The sequence below is a fragment of the Flavimaricola marinus genome (genome assembly GCF_900184895.1).
Taxonomy (GTDB): Bacteria; Pseudomonadota; Alphaproteobacteria; order Rhodobacterales; family Rhodobacteraceae; genus Flavimaricola; species Flavimaricola marinus.
In genome coordinates this window covers 1-21,425 of sequence record NZ_FXZK01000013.1, presented here as the reverse complement: position 1 = coordinate 21,425, position 21,425 = coordinate 1, and the positions used below count along the sequence as shown (strand labels likewise).

The 21,425-nt window shown below is 66.6% G+C and carries 18 protein-coding genes and 1 pseudogene; 15 read left to right on the top strand and 4 right to left on the bottom strand.

The window, feature by feature from the left end; genetic code table 11:
* Positions 1-9: 9 nt before the first annotated feature.
* The 3 genes from LOM8899_RS19880 to LOM8899_RS19870 are packed head-to-tail and all read right to left on the bottom strand — an operon-like array spanning position 10 to position 2,712.
* Positions 10-957: an ornithine cyclodeaminase family protein gene (locus tag LOM8899_RS19880; RefSeq protein WP_093994002.1), complete on the bottom strand. Its 948-nt coding sequence runs from the start codon at positions 955-957 to the stop codon at positions 10-12.
* 20 nt (positions 958-977) lie between these two features.
* Entirely contained in the window at positions 978-1,688 is a 711-nt protein-coding gene (locus tag LOM8899_RS19875; protein ID WP_093994001.1) for a GntR family transcriptional regulator, read from the bottom strand.
* A 19-nt stretch (positions 1,689-1,707) separates the two neighbouring features.
* The gene (locus LOM8899_RS19870) at positions 1,708-2,712 is read right to left on the bottom strand and encodes an SIS domain-containing protein (protein ID WP_093994000.1); all 1,005 of its coding nucleotides are present in this window, start codon (positions 2,710-2,712) and stop codon (positions 1,708-1,710) included.
* 151 nt (positions 2,713-2,863) lie between these two features.
* Between LOM8899_RS19870 and LOM8899_RS19865 the strand changes: the two genes are divergently transcribed.
* The 8 genes from LOM8899_RS19865 (at position 2,864) to LOM8899_RS19830 (ending at position 12,625) form a co-directional block, all read left to right on the top strand.
* Entirely contained in the window at positions 2,864-3,742 is an 879-nt protein-coding gene (locus LOM8899_RS19865) for a PfkB family carbohydrate kinase (protein WP_245820645.1), read from the top strand.
* 28 nt (positions 3,743-3,770) lie between these two features.
* Positions 3,771-5,804: an oxidoreductase gene (locus LOM8899_RS19860; protein WP_211096236.1), complete on the top strand. Its 2,034-nt coding sequence runs from the start codon at positions 3,771-3,773 to the stop codon at positions 5,802-5,804.
* 131 nt (positions 5,805-5,935) lie between these two features.
* Positions 5,936-6,937, top strand: a complete 1,002-nt coding sequence (gene dctP, locus LOM8899_RS19855; RefSeq protein ID WP_245820644.1) for a TRAP transporter substrate-binding protein DctP — start codon at positions 5,936-5,938, stop codon at positions 6,935-6,937.
* 209 nt (positions 6,938-7,146) lie between these two features.
* Positions 7,147-7,632: a TRAP transporter small permease gene (locus LOM8899_RS19850; protein WP_093993997.1), complete on the top strand. Its 486-nt coding sequence runs from the start codon at positions 7,147-7,149 to the stop codon at positions 7,630-7,632.
* The gene (locus LOM8899_RS19845; protein ID WP_093993996.1) at positions 7,629-8,903 is read left to right on the top strand and encodes a TRAP transporter large permease; all 1,275 of its coding nucleotides are present in this window, start codon (positions 7,629-7,631) and stop codon (positions 8,901-8,903) included. Before LOM8899_RS19850 ends, LOM8899_RS19845 begins: the two co-directional genes overlap by 4 nt.
* 1 nt (position 8,904) lies before the next feature.
* Entirely contained in the window at positions 8,905-10,851 is a 1,947-nt protein-coding gene (locus LOM8899_RS19840) for a DUF3483 domain-containing protein (protein WP_093993995.1), read from the top strand.
* Positions 10,848-11,915 carry an FAD-binding protein gene (locus LOM8899_RS19835; RefSeq protein WP_093993994.1) on the top strand — a complete coding sequence of 356 codons (1,068 nt, stop codon included), beginning with the start codon at positions 10,848-10,850 and terminating at the stop codon, positions 11,913-11,915. The genes LOM8899_RS19840 and LOM8899_RS19835 overlap by 4 nt, the downstream gene beginning before the upstream one ends.
* The gene (locus LOM8899_RS19830; RefSeq protein WP_093993993.1) at positions 11,912-12,625 is read left to right on the top strand and encodes an adenine nucleotide alpha hydrolase family protein; all 714 of its coding nucleotides are present in this window, start codon (positions 11,912-11,914) and stop codon (positions 12,623-12,625) included. Before LOM8899_RS19835 ends, LOM8899_RS19830 begins: the two co-directional genes overlap by 4 nt.
* 86 nt (positions 12,626-12,711) lie before the next feature.
* Here the strand turns inward: LOM8899_RS19830 and LOM8899_RS19825 are convergent, their stop codons facing one another.
* Positions 12,712-13,620, bottom strand: coding sequence for a LysR family transcriptional regulator (locus LOM8899_RS19825; protein WP_093993992.1), 909 nt, complete (start codon positions 13,618-13,620; stop codon positions 12,712-12,714).
* 98 nt (positions 13,621-13,718) lie between these two features.
* Here LOM8899_RS19825 and LOM8899_RS19820 point away from each other — a divergent pair, with 98 nt between their 5' ends.
* From LOM8899_RS19820 to LOM8899_RS23605, 7 genes and pseudogenes are all read left to right on the top strand, one after another.
* On the top strand, positions 13,719-14,939 hold the full coding sequence (locus LOM8899_RS19820) for a pyridoxal phosphate-dependent aminotransferase (RefSeq protein WP_093993991.1): 1,221 nt from the start codon (positions 13,719-13,721) through the stop codon (positions 14,937-14,939).
* Positions 14,940-14,956: 17 nt separating this feature from the next.
* Complete coding sequence (gene amaB / locus LOM8899_RS19815) at positions 14,957-16,459, top strand: L-piperidine-6-carboxylate dehydrogenase (protein ID WP_093993990.1); 1,503 nt, start codon at positions 14,957-14,959, stop codon at positions 16,457-16,459.
* Between the two features lie 8 nt (positions 16,460-16,467).
* The gene (locus LOM8899_RS19810; RefSeq protein WP_093993989.1) at positions 16,468-17,763 is read left to right on the top strand and encodes an NAD(P)/FAD-dependent oxidoreductase; all 1,296 of its coding nucleotides are present in this window, start codon (positions 16,468-16,470) and stop codon (positions 17,761-17,763) included.
* Positions 17,760-19,157 carry a 2-oxoadipate dioxygenase/decarboxylase HglS gene (gene hglS / locus LOM8899_RS19805; RefSeq protein ID WP_093993988.1) on the top strand — a complete coding sequence of 466 codons (1,398 nt, stop codon included), beginning with the start codon at positions 17,760-17,762 and terminating at the stop codon, positions 19,155-19,157. The genes LOM8899_RS19810 and hglS overlap by 4 nt, the downstream gene beginning before the upstream one ends.
* On the top strand, positions 19,154-20,536 hold the full coding sequence (locus tag LOM8899_RS19800; RefSeq protein ID WP_093994047.1) for an FAD-binding oxidoreductase: 1,383 nt from the start codon (positions 19,154-19,156) through the stop codon (positions 20,534-20,536). The genes hglS and LOM8899_RS19800 overlap by 4 nt, the downstream gene beginning before the upstream one ends.
* 410 nt (positions 20,537-20,946) lie before the next feature.
* Positions 20,947-21,138: pseudogene (locus tag LOM8899_RS23945) on the top strand (LysR family transcriptional regulator); the annotation flags it as partial.
* A 60-nt stretch (positions 21,139-21,198) separates the two neighbouring features.
* The coding region (locus LOM8899_RS23605; RefSeq protein WP_211096234.1) for a hypothetical protein at positions 21,199-21,425 on the top strand (227 nt) is incomplete at its 3' end.

Below are 21,425 nucleotides of genomic sequence, written 5' to 3'. Positions count from 1 at the left end.
GCGGCGGTATCAGCCTCGCCGCTCGAGCGCCTGCATCAGCGCTTCTGCGGTAAAGAGGTCAAGGTGGCCACCGCCTACGTTTTTGCATACTGTGATCTCGTCCGCCGAGGTACGGCCGGGGTGGCGGCCGCTGGCCAGATCGTAGAAATCTGCCCGCACGGCGTTCCAGCCGATGACGCCTGCAGCGACGGGGGCCGAGATTTCGCCCGATCCCTCCATGCCGTTGCGCGTGTCCACGAACACACTGCCGCGGCGAAACGCGTCGTCGTCGGCCTCGCGCATGTCGGGAAGGTAGGCGCCCACCAGATCGAGGTGCGCGCCTGGTTTCAGCAGCGCGCCCTTCACCAGCGGCGCGCGCGCCATGGTCACGCATGAGATGATGTCGGCCTCGGGCACCGCTGCGTCGAGGTCGGTCACGGCGTGTACTTGGAGGCCAGGCTCGCACGTGGCGGCGGCCAGTGCGTCGGCCCGTTCGTGCGTGCGGTTCCAGATCAGCACCCGGCGGATCGACGGACGCGCGGCCCGGTGCGCGGCCAGCACGTGCGGCGCAAGGCCACCGGCCCCCACCACCAGCAGGGTCTCGGCGTCGTCACGCGCGAGGAACGCTGCACCGAGGCCCGAGTCCGCCGCCGTCTTGCGAAAGGTCATCGCCTCGCCGTCAGCCACCAGACGCGGCGTGCCCGTACCGGCATCGAACACTGCCACCAGCCCCTGCACCGAGGCCTGCGGTGGGCTGAGCTTGAGGTTGCCCGCAAAAACGCCGACCATCTTCACGACGATGGCGGCGTCCTTCTTCCAGCCCAGCAGGGTGACGAACAGATTCGTGCCACCGCCCGGCTCTGTGCCGATCAGATGCTGCCCCTCGGGCGGCGCCTCGCGGTGCGCAACGCGCAAGGCGTCGATCAAGAACGGATAGTCCAGAAGGGCGTGGACGTCTACTGCGGTGACAAGCTGCATGGGAACCTCTGTTTGGCGCTTCAACTGCGAAGCGCATAGGTGACAAGATGGGTGGGCGTGACGAGGCGCGACCATGCGATCGGGCGCTCGTCTGCATCGAACAGGGTCTTGTCCATCCGGTAAACCGGCTGGGTCGGCCCGACGGCGAGGTGACGCCGCTCGGCCGCGCTGGCAAAGCCGACGTTGAGGGTGCGCGCGGCCGCGGCAGGCTTTGGCCCGCCAAGACGGCGCAGTGTCTGAAAGAACGAGGCGCCGGCGGCGACCGGCTTCAGGACGTCGGGCAGGCGGTAGATGTCGATGAACAGGGTCTCTAGGGTCAGCGGCCGGGAATCGAGCGTGATCAGCCGCAGGATCCGCGCAAGTCGCGCATCCTGCCCCAGAACCGCCTTCGCGGCCGGGTCGGCAAGGTCCCTATCGGCGGCTAAGACCACATGCTCGATCTTGCGGTCGTCCTCGGCGTGGATATCCGAAAACCCCGACAGCGAGACCAACGCCTGCTGCATCTTCTTTCGCGCCACCACGGTGCCGCGTCCTTGCTGGCGGATAAGCAAGCCCTCGTCGCACAGTTCCTTGACCGCGCGGCGCAGGGTGATCCGGCTGACGCTCAGTTCGGCGCAGAGTTCGGGCTCGGCGGGGAGGAAGTCGCCCTCGGCGAGGTCGCCCACGTCGATCCGTTCGGCCAACCGTTGCTTCACCTGGGTATAAAGGGGCGCCCCCTTCTCATATTCCATAAAGTGCGCCCCCAAGCGCCTAATAATCCGACAGTTTCTTCATGTACCGGCGACCTTCGAGCATTTCTAGGCCGCGCAAATCCGCGACCTTGTAGATGAAACGCCACAGCGTGTCGAAGAAGACCAGCGGTGCAAGATTGCCCCGGAATTCCGGCGCGATTCCGTCGAAATCGAGGGTTGCCGCGTCGAGGACCATGATCTTGTCGCCCGTTCCAAAGCGGTGCAGGAATTCCTCGGCCCGCTCTTCGAGCGGACGGGTGGAATCGAGACCCTTGAGCAGGATGAAGGCGCGGTCCTTGTCGAGGACCTCGAAGGGGCCGTGGAAGAATTCGTTGGCGTGGATCGCCTGGCTGTTGATGCGCTGCATCTCCATCAGCACGCAGATCGCAAAGGAATAGGCCGCACCAAAGTTCGCGCCGCTGGCCATGGTGTAGATCACGTCTTCCTTCGCCAACTGCGGCGCGTAGTCGTCGAAGAGCGGTGCAAAGCGTGCGTGCGCCTTGTCGATCACGCCCTGAAGGTTGCCGAGGCTATCCATCAGTGGTGCCAACTTGTCGACACCGTCGAAGATCTTCGCGAGGCCGAGGACGAGCTGGTAGATGCGGGCGTAATTGCTGTTTAGTGCGTCGATCGGCACGCCAGTCGTATAGGGCGCGTCGAAGCCGACTGTGGTGTCGCAGGCCTCGCTCAGGGGCGAATCGGCCAGTGTCGACATCCCGATGGTCAAGCAGCCGATGTTGGCCGCGTGCTTTGCCGCAGCGACGGTCTCACGCGTCGTACCGGTCATCGAGCACAGGATCACCAGCGAATTCGCGGTCAGGCGCTTCGGCGCGCGGTGGATGAATTCCGCGGCGTTGTAGACGTCCGAAGGTAGGGCGGCGGAATACTGGTCGAGCATGAACTTCGCCGGGTGCATGATCGAGAGCGAGCCGCCGCAGGCGACGAAGAAGACGTGGTCGATCTTGCGGCCGTCGATGAGGGAAAGGGCTGCGGCGACGCCATTGTCGAGAGCGGGAGTGGTCATGGAGCGGGTCCTTATCGGAGAAGACGTTATAAGACGTGTTAAGTCGTTTCACAGGCTCGAGTCAAGAGTTGGCGCCTTCGAAATCGACCCCTTGACATATGTGATGCCCGAGTGAGAAGGTTCTCACAAATTAACTGGAGCGGACCCCCTGATGACCATCCCCAAGCCTGAAATCATCGCCTTCGGGGACAATGTGGTGGACTGCTACGCAGATCATGACCGGATGTTTCCCGGCGGCAACGCTCTCAACCACGCGGTGTTCGCGCAGCGCTTCGGGGCCCGTGCAAGCTACCACGGTGCCGTGGCCGACGACGCCGCAGGACGGCATATTCGCGCCTCACTGGTCGCCGAGGGTGTCGACGTTTCGGGTCTGCGAAGCCTGCCCGGACGAACCGCGTTCTGCGTCATAGGCAACCGGGACGGCGAACGCGAGTTTCTGCGCGCCGATCTGGGGGTGTCCATCATCGCGCCGCGCGCCGATGATCTGGTGCGCATCGCCGGCGCCGATGCGGTACACACGGGCCGGTCGAGCCATGTCGACGGCCATCTGGCCGATTTTGCCGACCGCGCGCGCCTGTCCTATGACTTCGCGACGGTTCGTACCTTTGAAATGATCGCCTCGATCGCGCCCCTGTGCTATCTGGCGAGCTTTTCGGGCGGCGATCTCGATGCACAAAGCGGCCTGTCGCTTGCGCGGGCAGCGCGGCAAAGCGGCGCTATTTGGTGCCTGATCACCCGCGGCGAGGCGGGCGCCGTCCTCGTGGGGCCCGAGAGCACCACCGAGGCACCAGCCGCACCGACGCAGGTGGTCGATACGCTCGGGGCCGGAGACACATTCATAGCACGCACCCTCGTCGGCCTGCTTCGGGGCGAGGCGCCGGGTGCCATTCTTGCGGCGGCGGCGCAGGCGGCCGCGCAGACCTGCGGCCATCTGGGCGGCTTTGGCCATCCGGCGCCGACAGAGATCGACGAGAGCCACGCCATGACCATTGACGAGATCTATGCCGCCCCGCCGGTGGTGCACCCATGATCCCGACATCCAGCAGGACGGACCCGATGTGACTGACACGAACGCACTACTCAAGCCGCTGAAGCTGCGGCACATCACGCTGCGCAACCGCGTGTTCAGCACCGGGCATGCCTCGCATCTGGCCGAGGACGGGATGCCGGGCGAAACCTACCGTCTCTATCACGGCGAAAAAGCCAAGGGCGGCCTCGGCCTCACGATCTTCGGAGGTTCCTCCTCCGTGGCGCCCGACAGCCCGCTTGCCTTCAGTCAGATCGACATGGGCGCCGACCGCGTCGTGCCTCACCTCGAAAAGATGGCCGAGACGGTAAAGGGCCACGGAGCAGCGATCATGGTGCAAATCACTCATATGGGCCGTCGTGGCGGCTGGCGTGGGGCGAATGGCTTGCCGCTGATCTCCCCGTCCTATTCTCGCGAGATCGCGCACAGGTCCTTTGCAAAGGAGATGGAGGATTTCGATTTCGCCCGGGTGCGCGGCGATTTTGTCGCAGCGGCGATGCGCGCCAAGCGGGGCGGACTCGACGGCATCGAAGTGATGATGGCGGCGCATCAGTTGTTGGACAGCTTCCTCTCCCCGGTCACCAACCGCCGCACCGACGCCTACGGCGGCAGCCTCGAGAACCGCGCACGTTTCCCGATCGAAGTGCTCTCCGCGATCCGCGACGGCGTTGGCGACGATTTCGTTGTCGGCATCCGCATCTCGGGCGACGAGATGCAAAAGGGCGGCATGGGTGTCGCCGAATGCCTCGAGGCGTGCCAGCTCTTCGCGCAGAGCGGGCTGATCGATTTCCTGTCTGTCTATCAGGCTACGGGCGATACGCAGCCCGATCTGGCACGGATGCTGCCCGACATGACATGGCCCTCCGCACCGTTCCTGCATCTGGCCAGCGGCGTGAAGGCGGCGGTCGACATTCCAGTCTTCCACGCTTCGGGCATCCGCGACATCGCAACGGCGGCCCGCGCCGTCTCCGAGGGGCATGTCGACTTGGTGGCGATGACGCGTGGGCATATCGCCGATCCGCATATCGTGGCCAAGCTGCGGGCGGGCCGCGAAGAGGATATCCGCCAGTGCGTCGGTGCCAACTATTGCGCCGATTTCGGCGGACCTGCCGGCATGTGCATCCAAAACGCCGCGACGGGGCGCGAGGCGCTTTTGCCCCACGTCTTGCCGCGCGCCGAAATCACCAAGCGCGTCGTTGTCATCGGCGGCGGTCCGGCTGGCCTCGAGGCCGCGCGCGCATCGTTGCAGCGCGGCCACGCCGTGACGCTTTTCGAGGCGACGGAGCAGGTCGGCGGCCAGCTTAAGCTCGCGGCACGGGTCCCCCAGCGCGAGAGCCTCGCGGGCATCGTCCGCTGGCTCGAGGGTCAGGTCCGGCGCGGCGGGGCCGACGTGCGCACCAGTACGGTGGCCACGCTGGCGGACGTCGAGGCGTTGTCGCCGGATGCCGTCTTCGTCGCCACCGGCGGCACACCCATCGCACCGGATTTCGAGGGCGCCAGCCTCTGCACGCCCGCCTGGGACGTGATCTCGGGCGCCGTCGAAGCGGCGCAAAATGTCCTCGTCTATGACGAAACGGGCCTGATGACGGCCATAGGCTGCGCCGACATGATGGCGCGCCGCGGCGCCGAGGTCGAGCTTGCCAGCGCTGACCGCACCGCGGGCGAGGAGGCCGGCGCGCTGCTGCACGTCGCCTATTTCCAGAGCCTGTACAAACACAACGCGATCTTCACACCCAACGTCCGGCTGACCGACGCCTTCCGTGAGGGCAACAAGCTGATCGCGGTGCTGACCAACCTCTATACCGGTGCCGAGGAAGAGCGCGAAGTCGATCAGATCGTTTATGACATCGGCACCGCCCCCACCCTGGCACTCTACGATAGGCTGCGGGCTGCATCGCGCAACCTTGGCGAGGTGGACCGCGATGCGCTTTTGTCGGGGCAGACGCCCGAGGTTGCGCGCAATCTGGCCGGTACTTTCGATCTCTACCGCATTGGCGACGCGCTCGTCGCGCGCAACGCCCATGCGGCCATCTACGACGCGGCGCGAATCGCCAGAACGCTCTGACGCCGCACGACGACGCCGGCCCGGGAGGGGCGGGCGTTCACCGGCATCCCGCCGAAGTGACACACCCTGACCTATAAGGTGCGCCATTCGATCCGCAACGACCGACACGAGCCCGCAACAGGAGTACAACCATGACCAGAAAACCGACATCCCTCACCCGCCGCCATCTGATGGCCATCGCCGCGAGCTCGCCGCTCGCCTTCGCCGCCACGAGCGTGCTGGCGCAGGAGACGACGATGCGCATCGCCTCGGTCAACCCACCGACGAACCTCTCGGTGCAGATCGCCGAACAGGTCGGCGAGCGCATCACCGAGCGCACGGAGGGGCGCGTCGCGTTCCAGATGTTCCCCTCGGCGCAACTCGGCACCACGACCGACTCGCTCGAACAGGCGAGCCAGGGGCAGCCCGTCATCACCTATACCTCGGCCAGCTTCATGGCGCAGTTCGGCGTGCCCGAGCTTGCCGCCGTCGAGGGCCCCTTCGTGGTCGCTGACAACGCAGAGGGCGAGCGGCTCGCCTTCTCCGACCTGATGATGGGGTATTACGATCAGCTGGCGGAATCCTCGGGTATCCGCGTCGTAGCCCTGAACTGGTTCGACGGTGCGCGCCACATGATCGGCACCGAGGCCTATCCTTCGCCGTCGGCCCTCGAAGGTGTGCGGATGCGCGTGCCCCCAGTCGAGACCTGGCTCAACACCTTCGAGCCGATGGGCGTGATCGCCACCACAGTCGAGGCCGCCGAGGCCTATTCCGCGCTGTCGCAGGGTGTCGTGACTGCAGCGGAATCGCCGCTGACCGGTCTGCGGGCCAGCCGGTGGTACGAGGTGGTCAAGGAGATCACGCTTACCGGCCACTTCAACCTCTTCACCGGCTGGGTGATGAGCGAGGCCGCCTACCAGGCACTGTCCGAGGAAGACCGGGTGATCCTGATGGAAGAGTTTCGCAAGGGCGGACAGGAACTGACCGCGCAGTCCGAGGCCTTGGAAGGCGAGATCCGCGCCGAGTTCGAGGCTGCGGGTGTGACGTTCCACGAGGCAGACCTCGATGCCTTCCGCAAAGCCACTACCGGGTTCTGGGAAAGTTTCCCTGACGGTCTCTACGAAGAGATCCGGGCTGCAGCAAGCGGCGCCTGATCGCCACGCTTTCGGCGCCGGGCCCCCGTCCGGCGCTGCTCACCCGCACCCGACACCCCCCGTCGCAGGGAACGGGATCGCAGCACTCCCGGCCCGCTTTCACACCGGCGCACTTTCGGGCCGGGCACATTCGCTTCCGTACGGCCTTCGCTCCTGACGGCCTTCGCCAAATCCCGCGTGCGCGCGTCCTTCTTGCCACAGGTGATCCCATGACACTGCTTTTTCGTCTCATCGTGCTGTTCGGGTCGGTGGTTCCGGCGGCCCTGCTGGGGGTCGTGCTGTTGGTGATCACGGCAGACGTCTTTGCCCGCACCGCTCTCAGCCAATCCATCGCCATCAGCCACGATCTTGGGATCGTCGCCCTGTCGGGTGTCGTCTGGTTCGGCATCGTCGGTATCGCCGCGAATGGCGACCTCTTCGGCGTCCAATATTTCGTCGAGCGTTTGCCGCGCCGCTGGCACCCCATCGTGCAGGGTCTGGTACACATCATCGTCATCCTGATCGCCGCCGCCGTGGCCCAGGCGGCGATCGTTCAGGTCGAGACAGCACGCTTCACCCAATTCCTGTCGCTCGGCTGGCCCAAATGGATCGTCTCGGCGGCGCTGGCATTGGCAATGGCGCTGGTGGTCGTGACCCAACTCATTCAACTCTACCGGCTCGTGCGCGGCACGCGCAATGACGGAACCCCCACATGATCCTCGCCGGCTGCATCTTCATCGCACTGCTCGTCTTCGGCGTGCCAATCGCCTTCACCATCCTTGGCGCCTCGGTCGGATATTTCGCCGTCAATCCGATGATGGCCAGCATCGTGGCACAGCGCATGGCCTCGTCGCTCGAAAGTTTTCCGCTGCTCGCAGTGCCGTTCTTCATCGTGGCGGGCGCCGCCCTGGCGCGCGGCGGCATTGCCCAGCGTCTCTATCACCTCGCTGATGGCATGGTGGGGCACTGGTGGGGCGGCCTTGCGCAGGTGGCGGTGATGAACTCGCTGTTCCTCGGGGCCATGTCGGGCTCATCCAACGCCGACGCAGCCATCGACGCCCGCACCATTGCCCCGATCATGCGCGAACGCGGGTATTCCAACGGCTACGCCTCCGTCGTCAGCGCCGCCTCGGGCGCCATCGCGCCGATCATGCCACCGTCCATCGGCCTCATCGTCTATGGCCTGCTCACCGATACCTCGATCGGGCGGTTGTTCATTGGTGGCATCGTGCCCGCCTTTATCATCACTGTGGCTCTCTTGCTGACCGTCCGCGTCACCGCCAAGCGGCGTGGCTATGCCCCCGAGCGCAGCCACAGGCTGCCCACCCCCGAGATCGGACGCCGCGCCTGGGCCGCACTCTGGGCGCTGGCGATGCCCGTTCTTCTCATCGTGGGCCTGCGGGGCGGCTGGTTCACGCCCACCGAACTAGGTGCCATCGCCGCCGTCTATGCACTGATCGTGGGCCTCGTCATCTACCGGGGTTTTCGGTGGACCGAAACTTTCGACCTCTTGCGCGAATCCGCCCTGACCACTGCCAACGTGCTGTTCATCATCGCCGCCGCTGCCGTCTTTTCGCTCGTCCTGTCGCTCGAGCAAGCGCCGCAGAAGATGATCGGCGTGCTTCTGTCCATCTCCGACAACAAGTTCGTCGTGCTCTTGCTGATCAACGTCATGTTGCTGATCCTCGGCATGATGCTCGAAGGCCTGGCCCTGATGATCATTCTCGTGCCGATCCTGCTCGAGGTGACGCGGGCGCTCGGTGTGGATCCGGTGCATTTTGGAATCGTCCTCGTCTTCAACACCACCATCGGGTCGATCACGCCGCCCGTCGGCACCGTGCTGTTCACCGTCTGCACGATAACGAAGTGCTCGATCGAAGAATTCGCGCGCGAATCCGTGCCGTTCCTTGTGGCCCTGATCGGGGTGCTGCTGCTCCTGACCTTCGTGCCTCTGCTGGTAACTTTTCTGCCAAACCTGTTGTTCTGAGATGACGCACGCATTCTGGATCCTGATTGCCGCCGGTGCGGTGCTGTCGCTTCAGATCGCGCGGCTGGGGCGGCGGTGGGCCATTGGGGCGGCGGCCGACGTCGATATCGTGGCGGGCCTGCGCCGTCTGCCTCGCGTCTATCTGCACGACGTGCACACTGTCGTCGAGCGAGAACCGGGGATGTCGCGCATGCACGCGCTGGTCGCGGGCGGAACGCTGAGTGCCGTTGTGTGCACGCTGGCGGCTGGGGCGACTGGGTGGCGCATTCTGGCCCTGCTGGCCGGTATCGCGGCGGCGGCGGGCATAATCGGGGCAGGGCTCGATGCTTGGCGCCGCCGCCGGTCCGCGCGCCCGGACCGGCTGTCCGGCGCGCTGTTCGACCGGCTGCCCTTTGCCCTTCTCACCTTCGATGCGGGTCTGCTGCTCTCGGCGGTCGGGGTGTGGACGGGGCCCGTCGCTGTCTATGCCGGGGCGATATTCCTAGCCCTCGGCGCAGGCTGGCTCGTGGCGCGCGCGGCGCGCGGCCCTATGCGCCACGCCGTCGCCGGCGTCACCGCACTAGTCGCCCACCCGCGCCCCGAACGGTTCGACGCCGGGCCACACGCAACGGCGCTGAAGCCCGCGCTGGAGGGCTACGGGATCGGCCGCGCCGAGGACTTCGGCTGGAACCGCCTCGCGATGTTCGACGCTTGCGTGCAGTGCGGCAAATGCGAGGCGGCGTGCCCGGCTTATGCCGCTGGCCAACCGCTCAACCCGAAAAAGCTGATCAACGACTTAGTGATCGGACTGGGCGGCGACGGGGCAGGGACGGTACGCAGCGGTCCCGATGCCCAGCTCGGAACCTACGGCACCGCAACGGGCGCCATCGGAACGGAATATAGCGGCCACGGCCATCCCGCGCCCATGGGGCCGCTCGACGATCTCATTGACGGTCTGGGTGGCGGGTCAGGCACCGACCGCTCCCCGCGCCTTGTGGCGACCGAAACGCTCTGGTCCTGCACCACCTGCCGCGCCTGCGTCGAGGCCTGCCCGATGATGATCGAGCATGTCGACGCCATCGTCGACCTGCGGCGCCACGAGACCCTCACCCGGGGCGTGCCGCCGCTGGCTGTCGGTGCCGTCCTTCTCGACCTCGCCGAGACCGACACGCAGTCGGGCAGGGCGCTGTCCGAACGCCATGACTGGGCCGCCGATCTGGGCCTCCGCGTTCTGAGCAGCGACGGCGACGCCTGCGAGGTGCTGCTCTGGGCGGGAGAAAGTGCCTACGATATGCGCAGCCAGTCGACGCTGCGTGCGCTCGTGCGGCTTTTGCAGCGCGCGGGCGTCGATCTGGCCATTCTGGGCACCGAGGAGCGCGACTGCGGCGATTTCGCCCGGCGCGCGGGCGACGAGGCCACGTTTGCGGCGCTTGCCCGGACCAACCGCGCCACCCTGTCGCGGCACCGGATCGGCCGCATCGTCAGCGCTGATCCGCATGTCGTGCATTGCCTCGCGCGTGAGTATCCTTCTTTCGGACCGATGCCCGACGTCGTCCATCACAGCACCCTGCTCGACGCGCTGATGGAAGAGGGCCGTCTGACGGTGCCGCCGCTGCCGGACGCCGACGCCGTCACCTACCACGATCCGTGCTACCTCGGCCGCTACATGGGCGAGACGGGCGCGCCCCGGCGCATTTTACGTCGGCTCGGTCTGACCTCTGTCGAGATGGCCGATCACGGACGGTCCTCGCGCTGTTGCGGCGGCGGGGGTGGTGCGGCGCTGGCCGACGTGCCGGGCCGGCGCCGGATCCCCGATGTCAGGATGGATCAGGCCCGTGCCACAGGAGCGCAGACCGTCGTTGCGGCCTGTCCCAACTGCACCCAGATGCTGGAGGGCGTGCCGGGTGCGCGTCCGCAGGTTCGCGATCTTGCCGAACTTGTCTGGCAGGCGGTGGAGGCGACGCCATGAGTGCGGCGCGCGTGCGCCGCGATCCGCGCGACCGGTCCACGATGCGCCGGGCGGCACCGCAGGAGGCCGCCAAAACTGCCCCCGTGCGTCAGATTGCGGACGACAGCCCCCTCGTCGCGGTCCTGATCGACGGCGGAGCGGGGCCGTTGACCCCTCTCGACGTCGAGGCACTGACCCTCGGGCGCAGGCTCGCGGTTTCGGCCGGGCACGGACTTCTGGCGATCATTCTCTCTACCGATGCGCCCTCGGGCCTTGCCGGGGCGGGCGTGGACCGCGTCTGGGCTCCTCCGTCGCAGGACTCGGACGCCCTGTCCCACCAGATCACCGCCCTTTGGCACGACCTCGAACTGCGCCGCATCGTCGCCGTCGACGGAGGCGAGGCCGCCGAGGTGCTCCGCCGGATCGCCGCCGTGACGGAAGGGCAGATCCGCACGAACGTCGCCGCCATCGATACCAGTGGCTGCCTTTGCCTCGAAGACGGCGCCACCCGCGAGCGGCAGCGCGACGACGCGCCCCTTTTGATCGCTGCCCCGGGACGGTTTCGCCCGCAGGCCGGGCCAGCGTCGGGAGAAGTGTCGGGAGATATGTCGACCGGCGCCGCCCTCCCGCTCAGCCCGCCCCGGTCCTCTGTGCCCGACGCGGCGCAGGCCGCAGCGCCCGTCGAGCTAGGGATCGAGCGGGGCGATCCGGCGTCCCTGCCGCTCTCAGAAGCTGATGTGGTCCTTTCTGCGGGCGCGGGCGTCTCCGATTGGGCGCTGTTGCATCAGGTCGCCGCAGCGCTCGGTGCGGCGGTCGGTGGCAGCCGGGTCGTCTGCGATGCAGGGCTCCTGCCGCGGGGCCGGCAGGTCGGTATTTCGGGCACCGTCATCGCCCCGCGTTGCTATATCGCCTTTGGTATTTCGGGGGCGAGTCAGCATCTGCAGGGGATCGAAGGCGCGCGAAAGGTCGTGGCCGTCAACGCCGATCCGCATGCGCCGATGATCGCGCGCGCCGATCTGGCCGTCGTCACCGACACGGGCGCGGTGTTGCGGGCGCTCTTGGACCGGCTGGGTGACACGCCGTGACACGCTGCACCGTTCTCGTCTCGACGGGCCGCAATCCGGTCACGGGTCGTCCGCGCCTCCCTCCTGAGGAGGCTGCAGCGATTTCACTAGCGGTGCGCGGCGGTCTCGAGCCGCGCCTGTTGCACGCAGGCTCGCCGGATGCGGCGTTGGCCCTCAGGCGCGGTCTGGGTCTGGGGTCACCGGCACTCGATATCCTCGACGTCGGCGTGCGGGGCGACCCTCTGGCGGCGCTGATCGCGCATCTGCAGGGCGACCGACCGGAGATCATCCTTTGCGGAGCCCGGGCCGAGGCGGGAGAATGCAGCGGCATGGTGCCCCACCGGCTGGGCGCGGCCCTCGGGCGCACTGTCATCACCCGGTGCCTCGACCTTTCGCGTGACGGGGCATCGTGGATCGTGCGGACGCGAATGTCCGGCGGAACCCGGCGCGTGCTGGGGCTACCGCCCTGCGGCGCCGTCCTCACGCTGGCGACCGGCGCCATCACGGCTACACTCGGGAGTCGCTGGGACGCCGATCGCGGCACTGTGACGGCGTGGCCGGTCGATGCCCCCGACGATCCCCGCCACGCCAGGCCCGCGCGCCCCTCCCGGCGTCTGCCGCCGCCTATCGCGCCACCGCGCGACATTGCCGGGGGCGGGCGCGTGCTCAAGGACGCGGGCGAGGGCGCCGAGGCGATCCTGGCGCTGCTGGACGAGATCGGCCTGCGTTGAGCCCAGCACAGTCCCCCGGCCCGTCCTGCCCGGCGCGCGGTCCTGGCCGAAAGTTGCACGCCCTTTCGTTCTCTCTGTCCCCGCCGTCAGGCCAGCCCAGACGCAGACGATGGCACCTGCGACCGCAACCACCCCTCGAACAGCCGACACGGTTCATGGGGCGCGTCTGCCTTCGGCCAGACCAAGAAGTAATCACCGATGCTCAGCGGTGCCGCACCGCCCACCGGCACGAGGCGGCCTTGCGCCACATCTTCGTCGACGAGGAACGTTGGCACCAGTGCCACGCCCATCCCGTGCACCGCCGCCTGCACGATCGAGGCGAACTGGTCGAATAGCATGCCTCGGGGCGGCGCGATGGTGATTCCCATCTGCTGCGCCCAGTTCTCCCAAGCGTCAGGCCGCGTGTCGAGGTGCAGCAACGGCAGATCAAAAAGCGAGGCGGGGTTGCCGGTCGCGATACGCTCAGCAAGATCGGGCGCCGCGACCGCGATCACCTCTTCGCGCAACAGCCGCAGATAATGCACGTCGGGCCAGTCCTGCCGACCGAAATGGATGGCGGCATGAAAAGCCTCGGTGCGAAAATCGAACGGCGACAAACGGGTACCGAGATTGACCGTTACCTGCGGATGCCGCCGCAGGAAATCGGGCAGCTTGGGCGCCAGCCAGCGCACCCCGAACGCCGGCAGAATCGCCAGATTGAGCAGGCCGCCCCGCGGATTGGCCTTCAGCCGCAGGCTCGCCCGGCCGATCTGTTCGAGCGCGCCGCGCACCTCCCCAGCATAGGACTGGGCCGCTGGCGAGAGGGCGATGCGTTTGCGGTCGCGGATGAAGAGGTCGGTGGCGAGGTACTCCTCGAGGACCTTGAGCTGTCGGCTGACGGCACTCTGCGACAGCCCCAGCTCACGCCCGCTGACCGAGACGTTGCCCGTCCGGGCAAAGGATTCGAGTGCGCGCAGCGCGGAAATCGGCGGCAAAAAGCGCTTCGGCGAGGCCATGGGTATTCCCGTCTTGCATACCGTATCGGATAATCGCGTTTCCCATACGGCCCAGCTGCTGTCAATCTCGGCAGTGCAACTGCCCCCGGGAGCCGCCCATGTTTCGCCCCTCTTCACGCACCGCCGGTCTTGCCCTGTCGCAGATCGTGCGCATTTCCGAGGCCGCCGCCCGGATGCGCGCCGAAGGGCGCGACGTGCTTGCACTGAGCACCGGGGAGCCGGATCTGCCCACGCCCACGCCCGTCTGCGACGCCGCGTCTCGCGCAATGGCCGAAGGCCGCACGCGCTACACCCCGACTGCCGGGACACCAGAGTTGCGGCGCGCCATTGCCGCCACGGCTGGCTTCGCGGCCGAGCCGGCTCAGGTTGTTGTGTCGACGGGGGCCAAGCAGGTACTGGCGAACATCTTTCTTGCCACGCTGGATGCCGGATGTGAGGTCGTCCTTCCGACACCCTGCTGGAGCAGCTACAATGATATCGTAGCACTGGCCGAGGGCCGCCCCGTCGAGGTTGCCTGCGGACCTGAACAGGGCTTCAAGATCACGTCCGCGCAACTGGAGGCCGCGATCACGTCCCGCACACGCTGGGTGCTGCTCAATTCTCCATCGAACCCAAGCGGGGCGCTCTATACCGCGAATGAATTCGCGGCCCTCGCACGCGTCCTCGAACGGCATCCTCACGTCTGGATCGCCTCGGACGAGATCTATGCGCATTTGTCATATGTACCGTTCACGTCGTTCCGCAACGCCGCTCCCGGCCTTGCCGACAGGACCATCGTCATAAGCGGCGTCTCGAAGTCCTATTCGATGACCGGATGGCGCATCGGCTGGGGTATCGGGCCCGAGCCGCTGGTCAATGCGATGGTGGCGGTGCAGGGGCAGGTGACCTCGGGCGCCTGTTCCATCGCGCAGGCCGCCGCCGTCGAGGCGCTGACGGGCGATCAGGGGCTACTGGCCGAACGTCTGTCCCTCTTCCGCGCTCGCCGCGACCGGGTAGTGGCGGCGCTGAACGCCATCCCCGGCATCGCCTGTGCCGTACCCGACGGCGCCTTCTACGTCTTTCCCGAGTGCCACGGCCTTTTGGGCCGCACCGCTCCGGACGGCACGCGGATCGAGACTGACACCGACCTGTGCGAGTGGCTGCTTGCTACCGAAGGACTTGCCCTCGTTCCAGGCAGTGCTTTCGGCCTGCCCGGTCATCTGCGCCTGTCCTATGCCTATTCCGACGCCGACCTTGCGGACGGCTGTGCGCGGCTGATCCGCGCCGCAACCACCCTCACCGCATCAACCCCCACCGCACTCTGCGAACCGACCACCTGACCCGAACTGGACCCAATATGCCTTACACGGACATCCTGAAAGCCTGCGCCCTGACCGCTGCCGAAACCGCCGGAGGCTCCCTTCGCGTGACCACTCCCGTCGACGGAAGCGAGATTGCCATGGTGCCGGTCCACACCGTTGCCGACGCCGAAGCCGCCATCGCGCGCGCGAACACGGCCTTCGCCGCGTGGCGCAAGGTACCCGCCCCGCGCCGGGGCGAACTCGTTCGGCTTCTGGGAGAGGAACTCCGCCGCGAAAAAGAAAACCTTGGCCGTCTCGTCACCCTCGAATGCGGCAAGATCCTGCAGGAGGGTCTCGGGGAGGTGCAGGAGATGATTGACATCTGCGACTTCGCCGTCGGCCTTTCGCGCCAGCTCTACGGCCTCACGATCGCCTCCGAGCGGCCGGGCCACACGATGCGCGAGACTTGGCATCCGGCGGGCATCTGCGGCATCATCACGGCGTTCAATTTCCCGGCGGCGCCCTGGTCCTGGAACGCGGCGTTGGCACTCGTCTGCGGCGATCCGGTGATCGCCAAGCCGTCCGAAAAGACGCCGCTCACCCAGCTTGCGATCCAGAAGATCTGCGACCGGGCCTGTGCCGCTTTCGGCGCGGACGCGCCCGAGGGCCTGATCCAGACCCTGATCGGCGAGCGCGAAGTCGGGCAGGTGCTGACGGCATCCAAGGACGTGGCCGTGGTATCGGCGACGGGATCTGTCGCCATGGGCAAGGCCGTGGCCGCCGACATGGCGCAAAGGCTGGGCAAGACCATCCTCGAGCTTGGCGGCAACAACGCGATGATCGTCACACCCTCGGCGGACCTCGAGATGGCCGTGCGCGCCATAGTGTTTTCCGCCGTCGGCACCGCCGGTCAGCGCTGCACCTCGCTGCGGCGCCTGATTCTGCATGCCGATGTCTACGACACGCTCGTACCGCGTCTGGTAAAGGTCTACGAAGGGCTGACCATCGGCGACCCGCTGCAAAAGGGAACGCTCGTCGGCCCGCTGATCGACGCGACGGCCGCGACGGCAATGACCCGCGCGCTGGAAACGGCGCAGGCCGAGGGCGGAACAGTCCACGGCGGCGCGGCCACGCTGGCCGACCGGTTCCCGGGCGCCGCCTACATGGCTCCCGCCATAGTCGAGATGCCCAAGCAGAGCGCGATCATGCACACCGAGACCTTCGCGCCGATCCTCTACGTGGTGAAATACACCGACCTCGATGACGCCATCGCCCTGCAGAACGCGGTGCCGCAGGGCCTGTCGTCCTGCATCTTCTCGACCGACGTGCGCGAGACGGAGCATTTCCTCTCCGTCCAGGGCTCAGACTGCGGGATCGCCAACGTCAACATCGGCCCTTCGGGCGCCGAGATCGGCGGCGCGTTTGGCGGTGAAAAGGAGACGGGCGGCGGCCGCGAAAGCGGGTCGGACGCCTGGCGCGCCTACATGCGCCGCCAGACCAGCACCGTAAACTACAGCCGCTCCCTGCCGCTTGCGCAGGGTATCTCCTTCGAAATCTGAGGCACACCATGTCCCGACCCGCTCCCGACAGCCTCTGGCGGCACACTACGCAAGAAGCGCGATCCTGGCCCGCACTGGAAGGAGATGTCACCGCCGATGTGGTGGTGATCGGGGGCGGGTTCACCGGCGTCTCGGCAGCCTGGCACCTTGCCGCGCGCGGTGCTTCGGTGGTCCTTCTGGAGGCCGCAACCGTGGGCTTCGGCGGGTCGGGGCGGAACGTGGGGCTGGTCAATGCCGGCCTCTGGACCCCTCCCGACGGTGTCGAGGAGAAACTGGGCGCGGCGGCGGGGGCCGCCCTCAACGACATGCTCGCCGAGGGACCGCAGCTCGTTTTCGATCTGATCGAGGCGCAGCAGATCCGCTGCGAGGCGGTTCGGGGCGGCACCCTGCACTGTGCCCATTCGGCGGCAGGCTTTCGCGATCTGCAGGCGCGCCATGCTCAACAGGAGGCGCGAGGCGCGCCGGTAAAACTGCTCGACGCCGCCGAGACGGCCCGCCGCACCGGCTCTCCTGCCTACCACGGCGCGCTCTGGGACGGGCGCGCCGGCACTATCCAGCCGCTGGCCTATGTGCAGGGACTCGCGTGCGCCGCCGCGGCGCGTGGCGCCCGGGTGCACGAGATCTCCGCCGTTACGACGATGAGCCGCGACGGCGATCATTGGCGCGTCACTACATCAGGCGGCAGCGTCCGCGCGGCCCGGCTGATCCAGGCCACCAACGCCTATGCCAGCGACGGTGTCCCGGACAGCCCGATCATCCCGACGCATTTTTTCCAGCTGGCGACGGCCCCGCTGCCCGCAGCCCTGCGCGCCGACATCCTCGCCGGTGGCGAAGGGTGCTGGGACACCGCTCTCATCATGTCGTCATTTCGGCTTGACGCGGCGGGGCGGTTAATCTTCGGCGCCTTGGGTAATCTCGATGGTCCCGGAGGCGGCGTCCATCGCGGCTGGGCCCGGCGCAAGCTGGCCGCGCTTTTCCCGCAACTGCCTCGGGTGCCTTTCGAGCATGAGTGGACGGGCCGCATCGCCATGACCTCGACCTATCTGCCCCGCGTCCAGTCGCTGGGCGAGGGGGCGATTTCCATCTTCGGTTATTCGGGCCGGGGCATCGCGCCGGGGACCGTATTTGGCCGCGCCGCAGCTGATTGGGCGATAGGCGCGGGCGAATTCCCGGTGCCCATCACGCCGCCATTGCCCGAGGCGCGCGTCGCGCTGAGGGCTGCCTGGTACGAGACGGGTGCCGTCCTCACACATCTGACTGGCGCCCGCGCGCCCGACCACACCAATAGGAACCTTGCAAAATGACCTACCCCACGAACGCCGACTTCATCGTTCCCGACGCAATTCGCGACGACTTCTCGGACGCCATGTCGCGGATGTACCGAACCGAGGTCGGGGCCTACGGCGATCTTCTGCGTATCGTTTCGGAGGTGAATGCCGGGGTACTGGCCAGCGACGACGCCGACCTGCTGAACCTGACGCCCGAGGAGGACATCGACCGTATTTCGCTTGAGCGTCACGCCGCAATCCGCGTCGGCACGGCGCAGGAGCTGGCCATGATAGCGCGGATCTTCGCCGTGATGGGGATGCATCCGGTGGGGTATTACGATCTGTCTGCCGCTGGCGTCCCCGTCCATTCGACTGCTTTCCGCCCGAAGAATCGTAAGGCACTGGCACGCAATCCATTCCGCATCTTCACGTCGCTGCTGCGGCTGGAACTGATCGAGGATGCCGATTTGCGCCGCACGGCAGCCGAAATCCTCGCCCGCCGTCGCATCTTCACCCCCGATGCCATCGCGCTGACCGAACGGGCCGAGGCGCAGGGCGGCCTAACTGGGGAGGAGGCCGTGCGCTTCGTCGCCGCCATCCTCGAAACCTTTCGCTGGCACGAGCGGGCCTGCGTCGACCTCGGGACGTTCCGAGCGCTGAACGAGGCGCACAGACTGATCGCCGACGTTGTCTCCTTCAAAGGACCGCACATCAATCACCTAACGCCCCGCACCCTCGATATAGACGCGGCACAGGCGGCGATGCAGGCGGCTGGTCTACCCGCCAAGGCCGTCATCGAAGGGCCGCCGCGCCGCCGCTGCCCGATCCTTCTGCGCCAGACCTCGTTCAAGGCGATGCAAGAGCAAGTGACCTTTCCCGGCGCGGATGGTGCGGCACGCATCGGCCACCATACCGCTCGCTTCGGTGAGATCGAGCAGCGCGGCGTAGCCCTGACGCCGAAAGGCCGCGCGCTCTACGACCGGCTTCTCGGGACCGTGCGTAGCCCATGTCCGAGCGGCGAGACGGCGACCTACGAAGAGCGGCTCGCCACCGCTTTCGCCGCCTTCCCCGACAACTGGCGCACACTGCACGCCGAGGGCCTCGCCTATTTCAAGTTCTCGCTCGCCCGGGCGCCCGACGCGCCCATCCCAGCGGACCGTTTCGACGCGACAGCCCTCGTCGACACGGGCGTCCTCGCGCTGAGCCCTGTGATCTACGAGGATTTCCTGCCGGTCAGTGCCGCCGGCATCTTTCAGTCGAACCTCGGCGACGGACCGAGCGTTATCTACGACGCCGGTCCGGGGCGCGCGGCGTTCGAGGCCGCGCTGGGGATGCCGCTGGCCGATGAATTCACCCTTTACGCGGGTATCGAGTCCGCCTCGATCGCCCGGTGCCGCGCGCGCCTCGCCTCGGGGCAAGCGGCGGCATGACCGGCACGCCCGCCCGCCCGCCCGCGCCGCCCGGTGTCGCCTGCCTGACGGCGCCGGGCGACATGGCCCCCTATCTTGCGGGTGTGCGCGGCGAAAAAGGGCAGGCTCTCGCCGTACTACGCCCCCAGACGACAGAGGCAGTGGCCGCCTGCGTGCGCCATTGTCACGCGGAAGGAATGAATTTCGTGCCGCAATCGGGCAACACCGGGCTCGTCGGCGCCTCCGTGCCTGGCACTCAGGAGGGTGGGGTGGTGCTGAGCCTCGACCGGCTTCGCGGTGAATGCACGGTCGATGCCGCCAACCGGACCGTCTCCGTCTCCGCCGGGTTACGACTGTCCGAGCTGAACGCCCAGCTTGCGCCGCACGGCTTGTTCTTTCCCATCGACCTCGGCGCTGATCCGATGATCGGCGGCATGATTGCCACCAATACCGGCGGTGGCCGCTATTTGCGCTACGGCGACGTCCGGCGCCATGTCCTCGGCCTGACAGTCGTTTTGAACACGGCGAAGGCGGAGGTACTGACGCTTGGCGGCGCGGTGCGCAAGGCGAACACAGGCCCCGATTGGCGGCAAATGTTCATCGGCACCTCGGGGTGGTTCGGTGTCGTAACGCGGGCCGTCCTCAACGTCGAGCCGATGGTGCAGGCGCAGGCGGCGGCCCTCGTTGTCCCCTCGTCGCATGCTGCCATGCTTGATCTTCTGCGCCATCTCGAGATCCGGCTCGGCCCGCTACTGTCGGCTTTTGAATTCATGTCATGCGCCGCGATGCGCCATACCTTCACCCACGTGCCGGCGATCGCAAACCCGTTTGCGCGCGGCGCGATCCCGCAAATGGCGCTTCTGATCGAAGTTTCCCGCACGACCGCGGACGCCCCTTGGGACACGCCTCTTGACGAGGTGCTGCAGGCCGCATTTGCCGAGGCTTGGGACCTGCCCGGCGCCCCGGTCGAGGACGCGCTGTTCGGACGAGCGGAAGAGATCTGGGCGCTACGCCACGCATTGTCCGAAGGCGTGCGCACTGCGGGGCCACTGATCGCCTTCGATTTGGGATTCACGCGCGACAAAGTAATCGCCTTTCGCGAGCAGATGCACAGGACGCTCCCAGCCCGATATCCCATGATGGAGATCTGCGATTTCGGCCACCTCGGCGACGGCGGCCTGCATTTCAATTTAATCAAAACCGACGGACCCGCGCAGCCGAGCTTCGAAGAGGGATTGCGTGATTGGGTTGTGGAGCAGGCGGTCGAAGGCTTCGGCGCCTCGTTCAGCGCCGAGCACGGACTTGGTCCGAAGAATCTGCGGTACTTCGAGCGTTACACGGCTCTCGATCCTCAGGTGCTGCGCCGAATGTGCGGCGTGATCGCCGCAAACGGTTGTTAAATTGCTATAAATACTAGGTCTTCCATGCCTGCGCTGCTGTTGCGCGGAAAATCCCATCATCCCGCTCCCATAGTGTAATGGCCATCAGATAACTTCTGGCCGAATTAAGTCAGTCGTGCGTGCCGTGCGCTAAATCTGTATCATCGTGTCTCTGGGCCTATTCCCTTAAAGGCCCCGGTAATCAGAATAACCTTGTCCATACTCTTCTCCATTGATGTGTTGATTCGAGGGATAAGATAGACGCTTGCGACTAGTGCCGGTATCCGCCACTTACTTGATTGGACGGTTAGCAAAGCTGGACAATGACGATCGACCTGAACCTGCTTCCGCTGTTCCTCGCCGTCGCGGAGTAACACAATTTCCGTGCCGCCGCCGATCGTCTGGGGGTGACACGCTAGGCAGTCAGTCAGGGAATGCGACGGCTTGAGGATGCTTTCGGCACGGCGCTGGTCCTGCGCACGACCCGTTCGGTGCGTCTCACGGAAGCGGGCGAGCGCTTGCGCGACGCTTTATCTCGGCCCCTTTCCGATATTGGAACGGCCCTCGAAGGCGTGGCTGGAGAGCGCGCGCCACACGGGCTTCTCAGGATCGCCGCAACCTAGATCGCCGAGCGGTTCTTGTCGGGGCCTCTGATCGCAACCTTCGCAATGGCCCATCCGGGCGTGACGATCGATATCACGGTCACAGACGAGGAGTTCGACATCGTGGCTGCCGGCTTCGACGCGGGTGCCGCGTTGCCCTTAATTAGGTTCTGCCTCAATTTGTGTGGCGCAACTATCCTGAGCTTGGAACATTCGGGAGGGATAGTCGTGATTTCAAAAAAGCACTGGTCGCCCGGGAGCGACGTTTCGGTTCAAGGCGTTAAGCGACGTGATTCCGGCGGGTGGCT

Bases quoted from the DNA above. Each gene is read 5' to 3' on its own strand.
- amaB (WP_093993990.1), top strand. From the start codon at position 14,957: ATGCCTTACACGGACATCCTGAAAGCCTGCGCCCTGACCGCTGCCGAA.
- dctP (WP_245820644.1), top strand. From the start codon at position 5,936: ATGACCAGAAAACCGACATCCCTCACCCGCCGCCATCTGATGGCCATC.
- LOM8899_RS19800 (WP_093994047.1), top strand. From the start codon at position 19,154: ATGACCGGCACGCCCGCCCGCCCGCCCGCGCCGCCCGGTGTCGCCTGC.
- LOM8899_RS19840 (WP_093993995.1), top strand. From the start codon at position 8,905: ATGACGCACGCATTCTGGATCCTGATTGCCGCCGGTGCGGTGCTGTCG.
- LOM8899_RS19820 (WP_093993991.1), top strand. From the start codon at position 13,719: ATGTTTCGCCCCTCTTCACGCACCGCCGGTCTTGCCCTGTCGCAGATC.
- LOM8899_RS19810 (WP_093993989.1), top strand. From the start codon at position 16,468: ATGTCCCGACCCGCTCCCGACAGCCTCTGGCGGCACACTACGCAAGAA.
- LOM8899_RS19865 (WP_245820645.1), top strand. From the start codon at position 2,864: ATGACCATCCCCAAGCCTGAAATCATCGCCTTCGGGGACAATGTGGTG.
- LOM8899_RS19835 (WP_093993994.1), top strand. From the start codon at position 10,848: ATGAGTGCGGCGCGCGTGCGCCGCGATCCGCGCGACCGGTCCACGATG.
- LOM8899_RS19845 (WP_093993996.1), top strand. From the start codon at position 7,629: ATGATCCTCGCCGGCTGCATCTTCATCGCACTGCTCGTCTTCGGCGTG.
- hglS (WP_093993988.1), top strand. From the start codon at position 17,760: ATGACCTACCCCACGAACGCCGACTTCATCGTTCCCGACGCAATTCGC.
- LOM8899_RS19850 (WP_093993997.1), top strand. From the start codon at position 7,147: ATGACACTGCTTTTTCGTCTCATCGTGCTGTTCGGGTCGGTGGTTCCG.
- LOM8899_RS19825 (WP_093993992.1), bottom strand. From the start codon at position 13,620: ATGGCCTCGCCGAAGCGCTTTTTGCCGCCGATTTCCGCGCTGCGCGCA.
- LOM8899_RS19870 (WP_093994000.1), bottom strand. From the start codon at position 2,712: ATGACCACTCCCGCTCTCGACAATGGCGTCGCCGCAGCCCTTTCCCTC.
- LOM8899_RS19875 (WP_093994001.1), bottom strand. From the start codon at position 1,688: ATGGAATATGAGAAGGGGGCGCCCCTTTATACCCAGGTGAAGCAACGG.
- LOM8899_RS19880 (WP_093994002.1), bottom strand. From the start codon at position 957: ATGCAGCTTGTCACCGCAGTAGACGTCCACGCCCTTCTGGACTATCCG.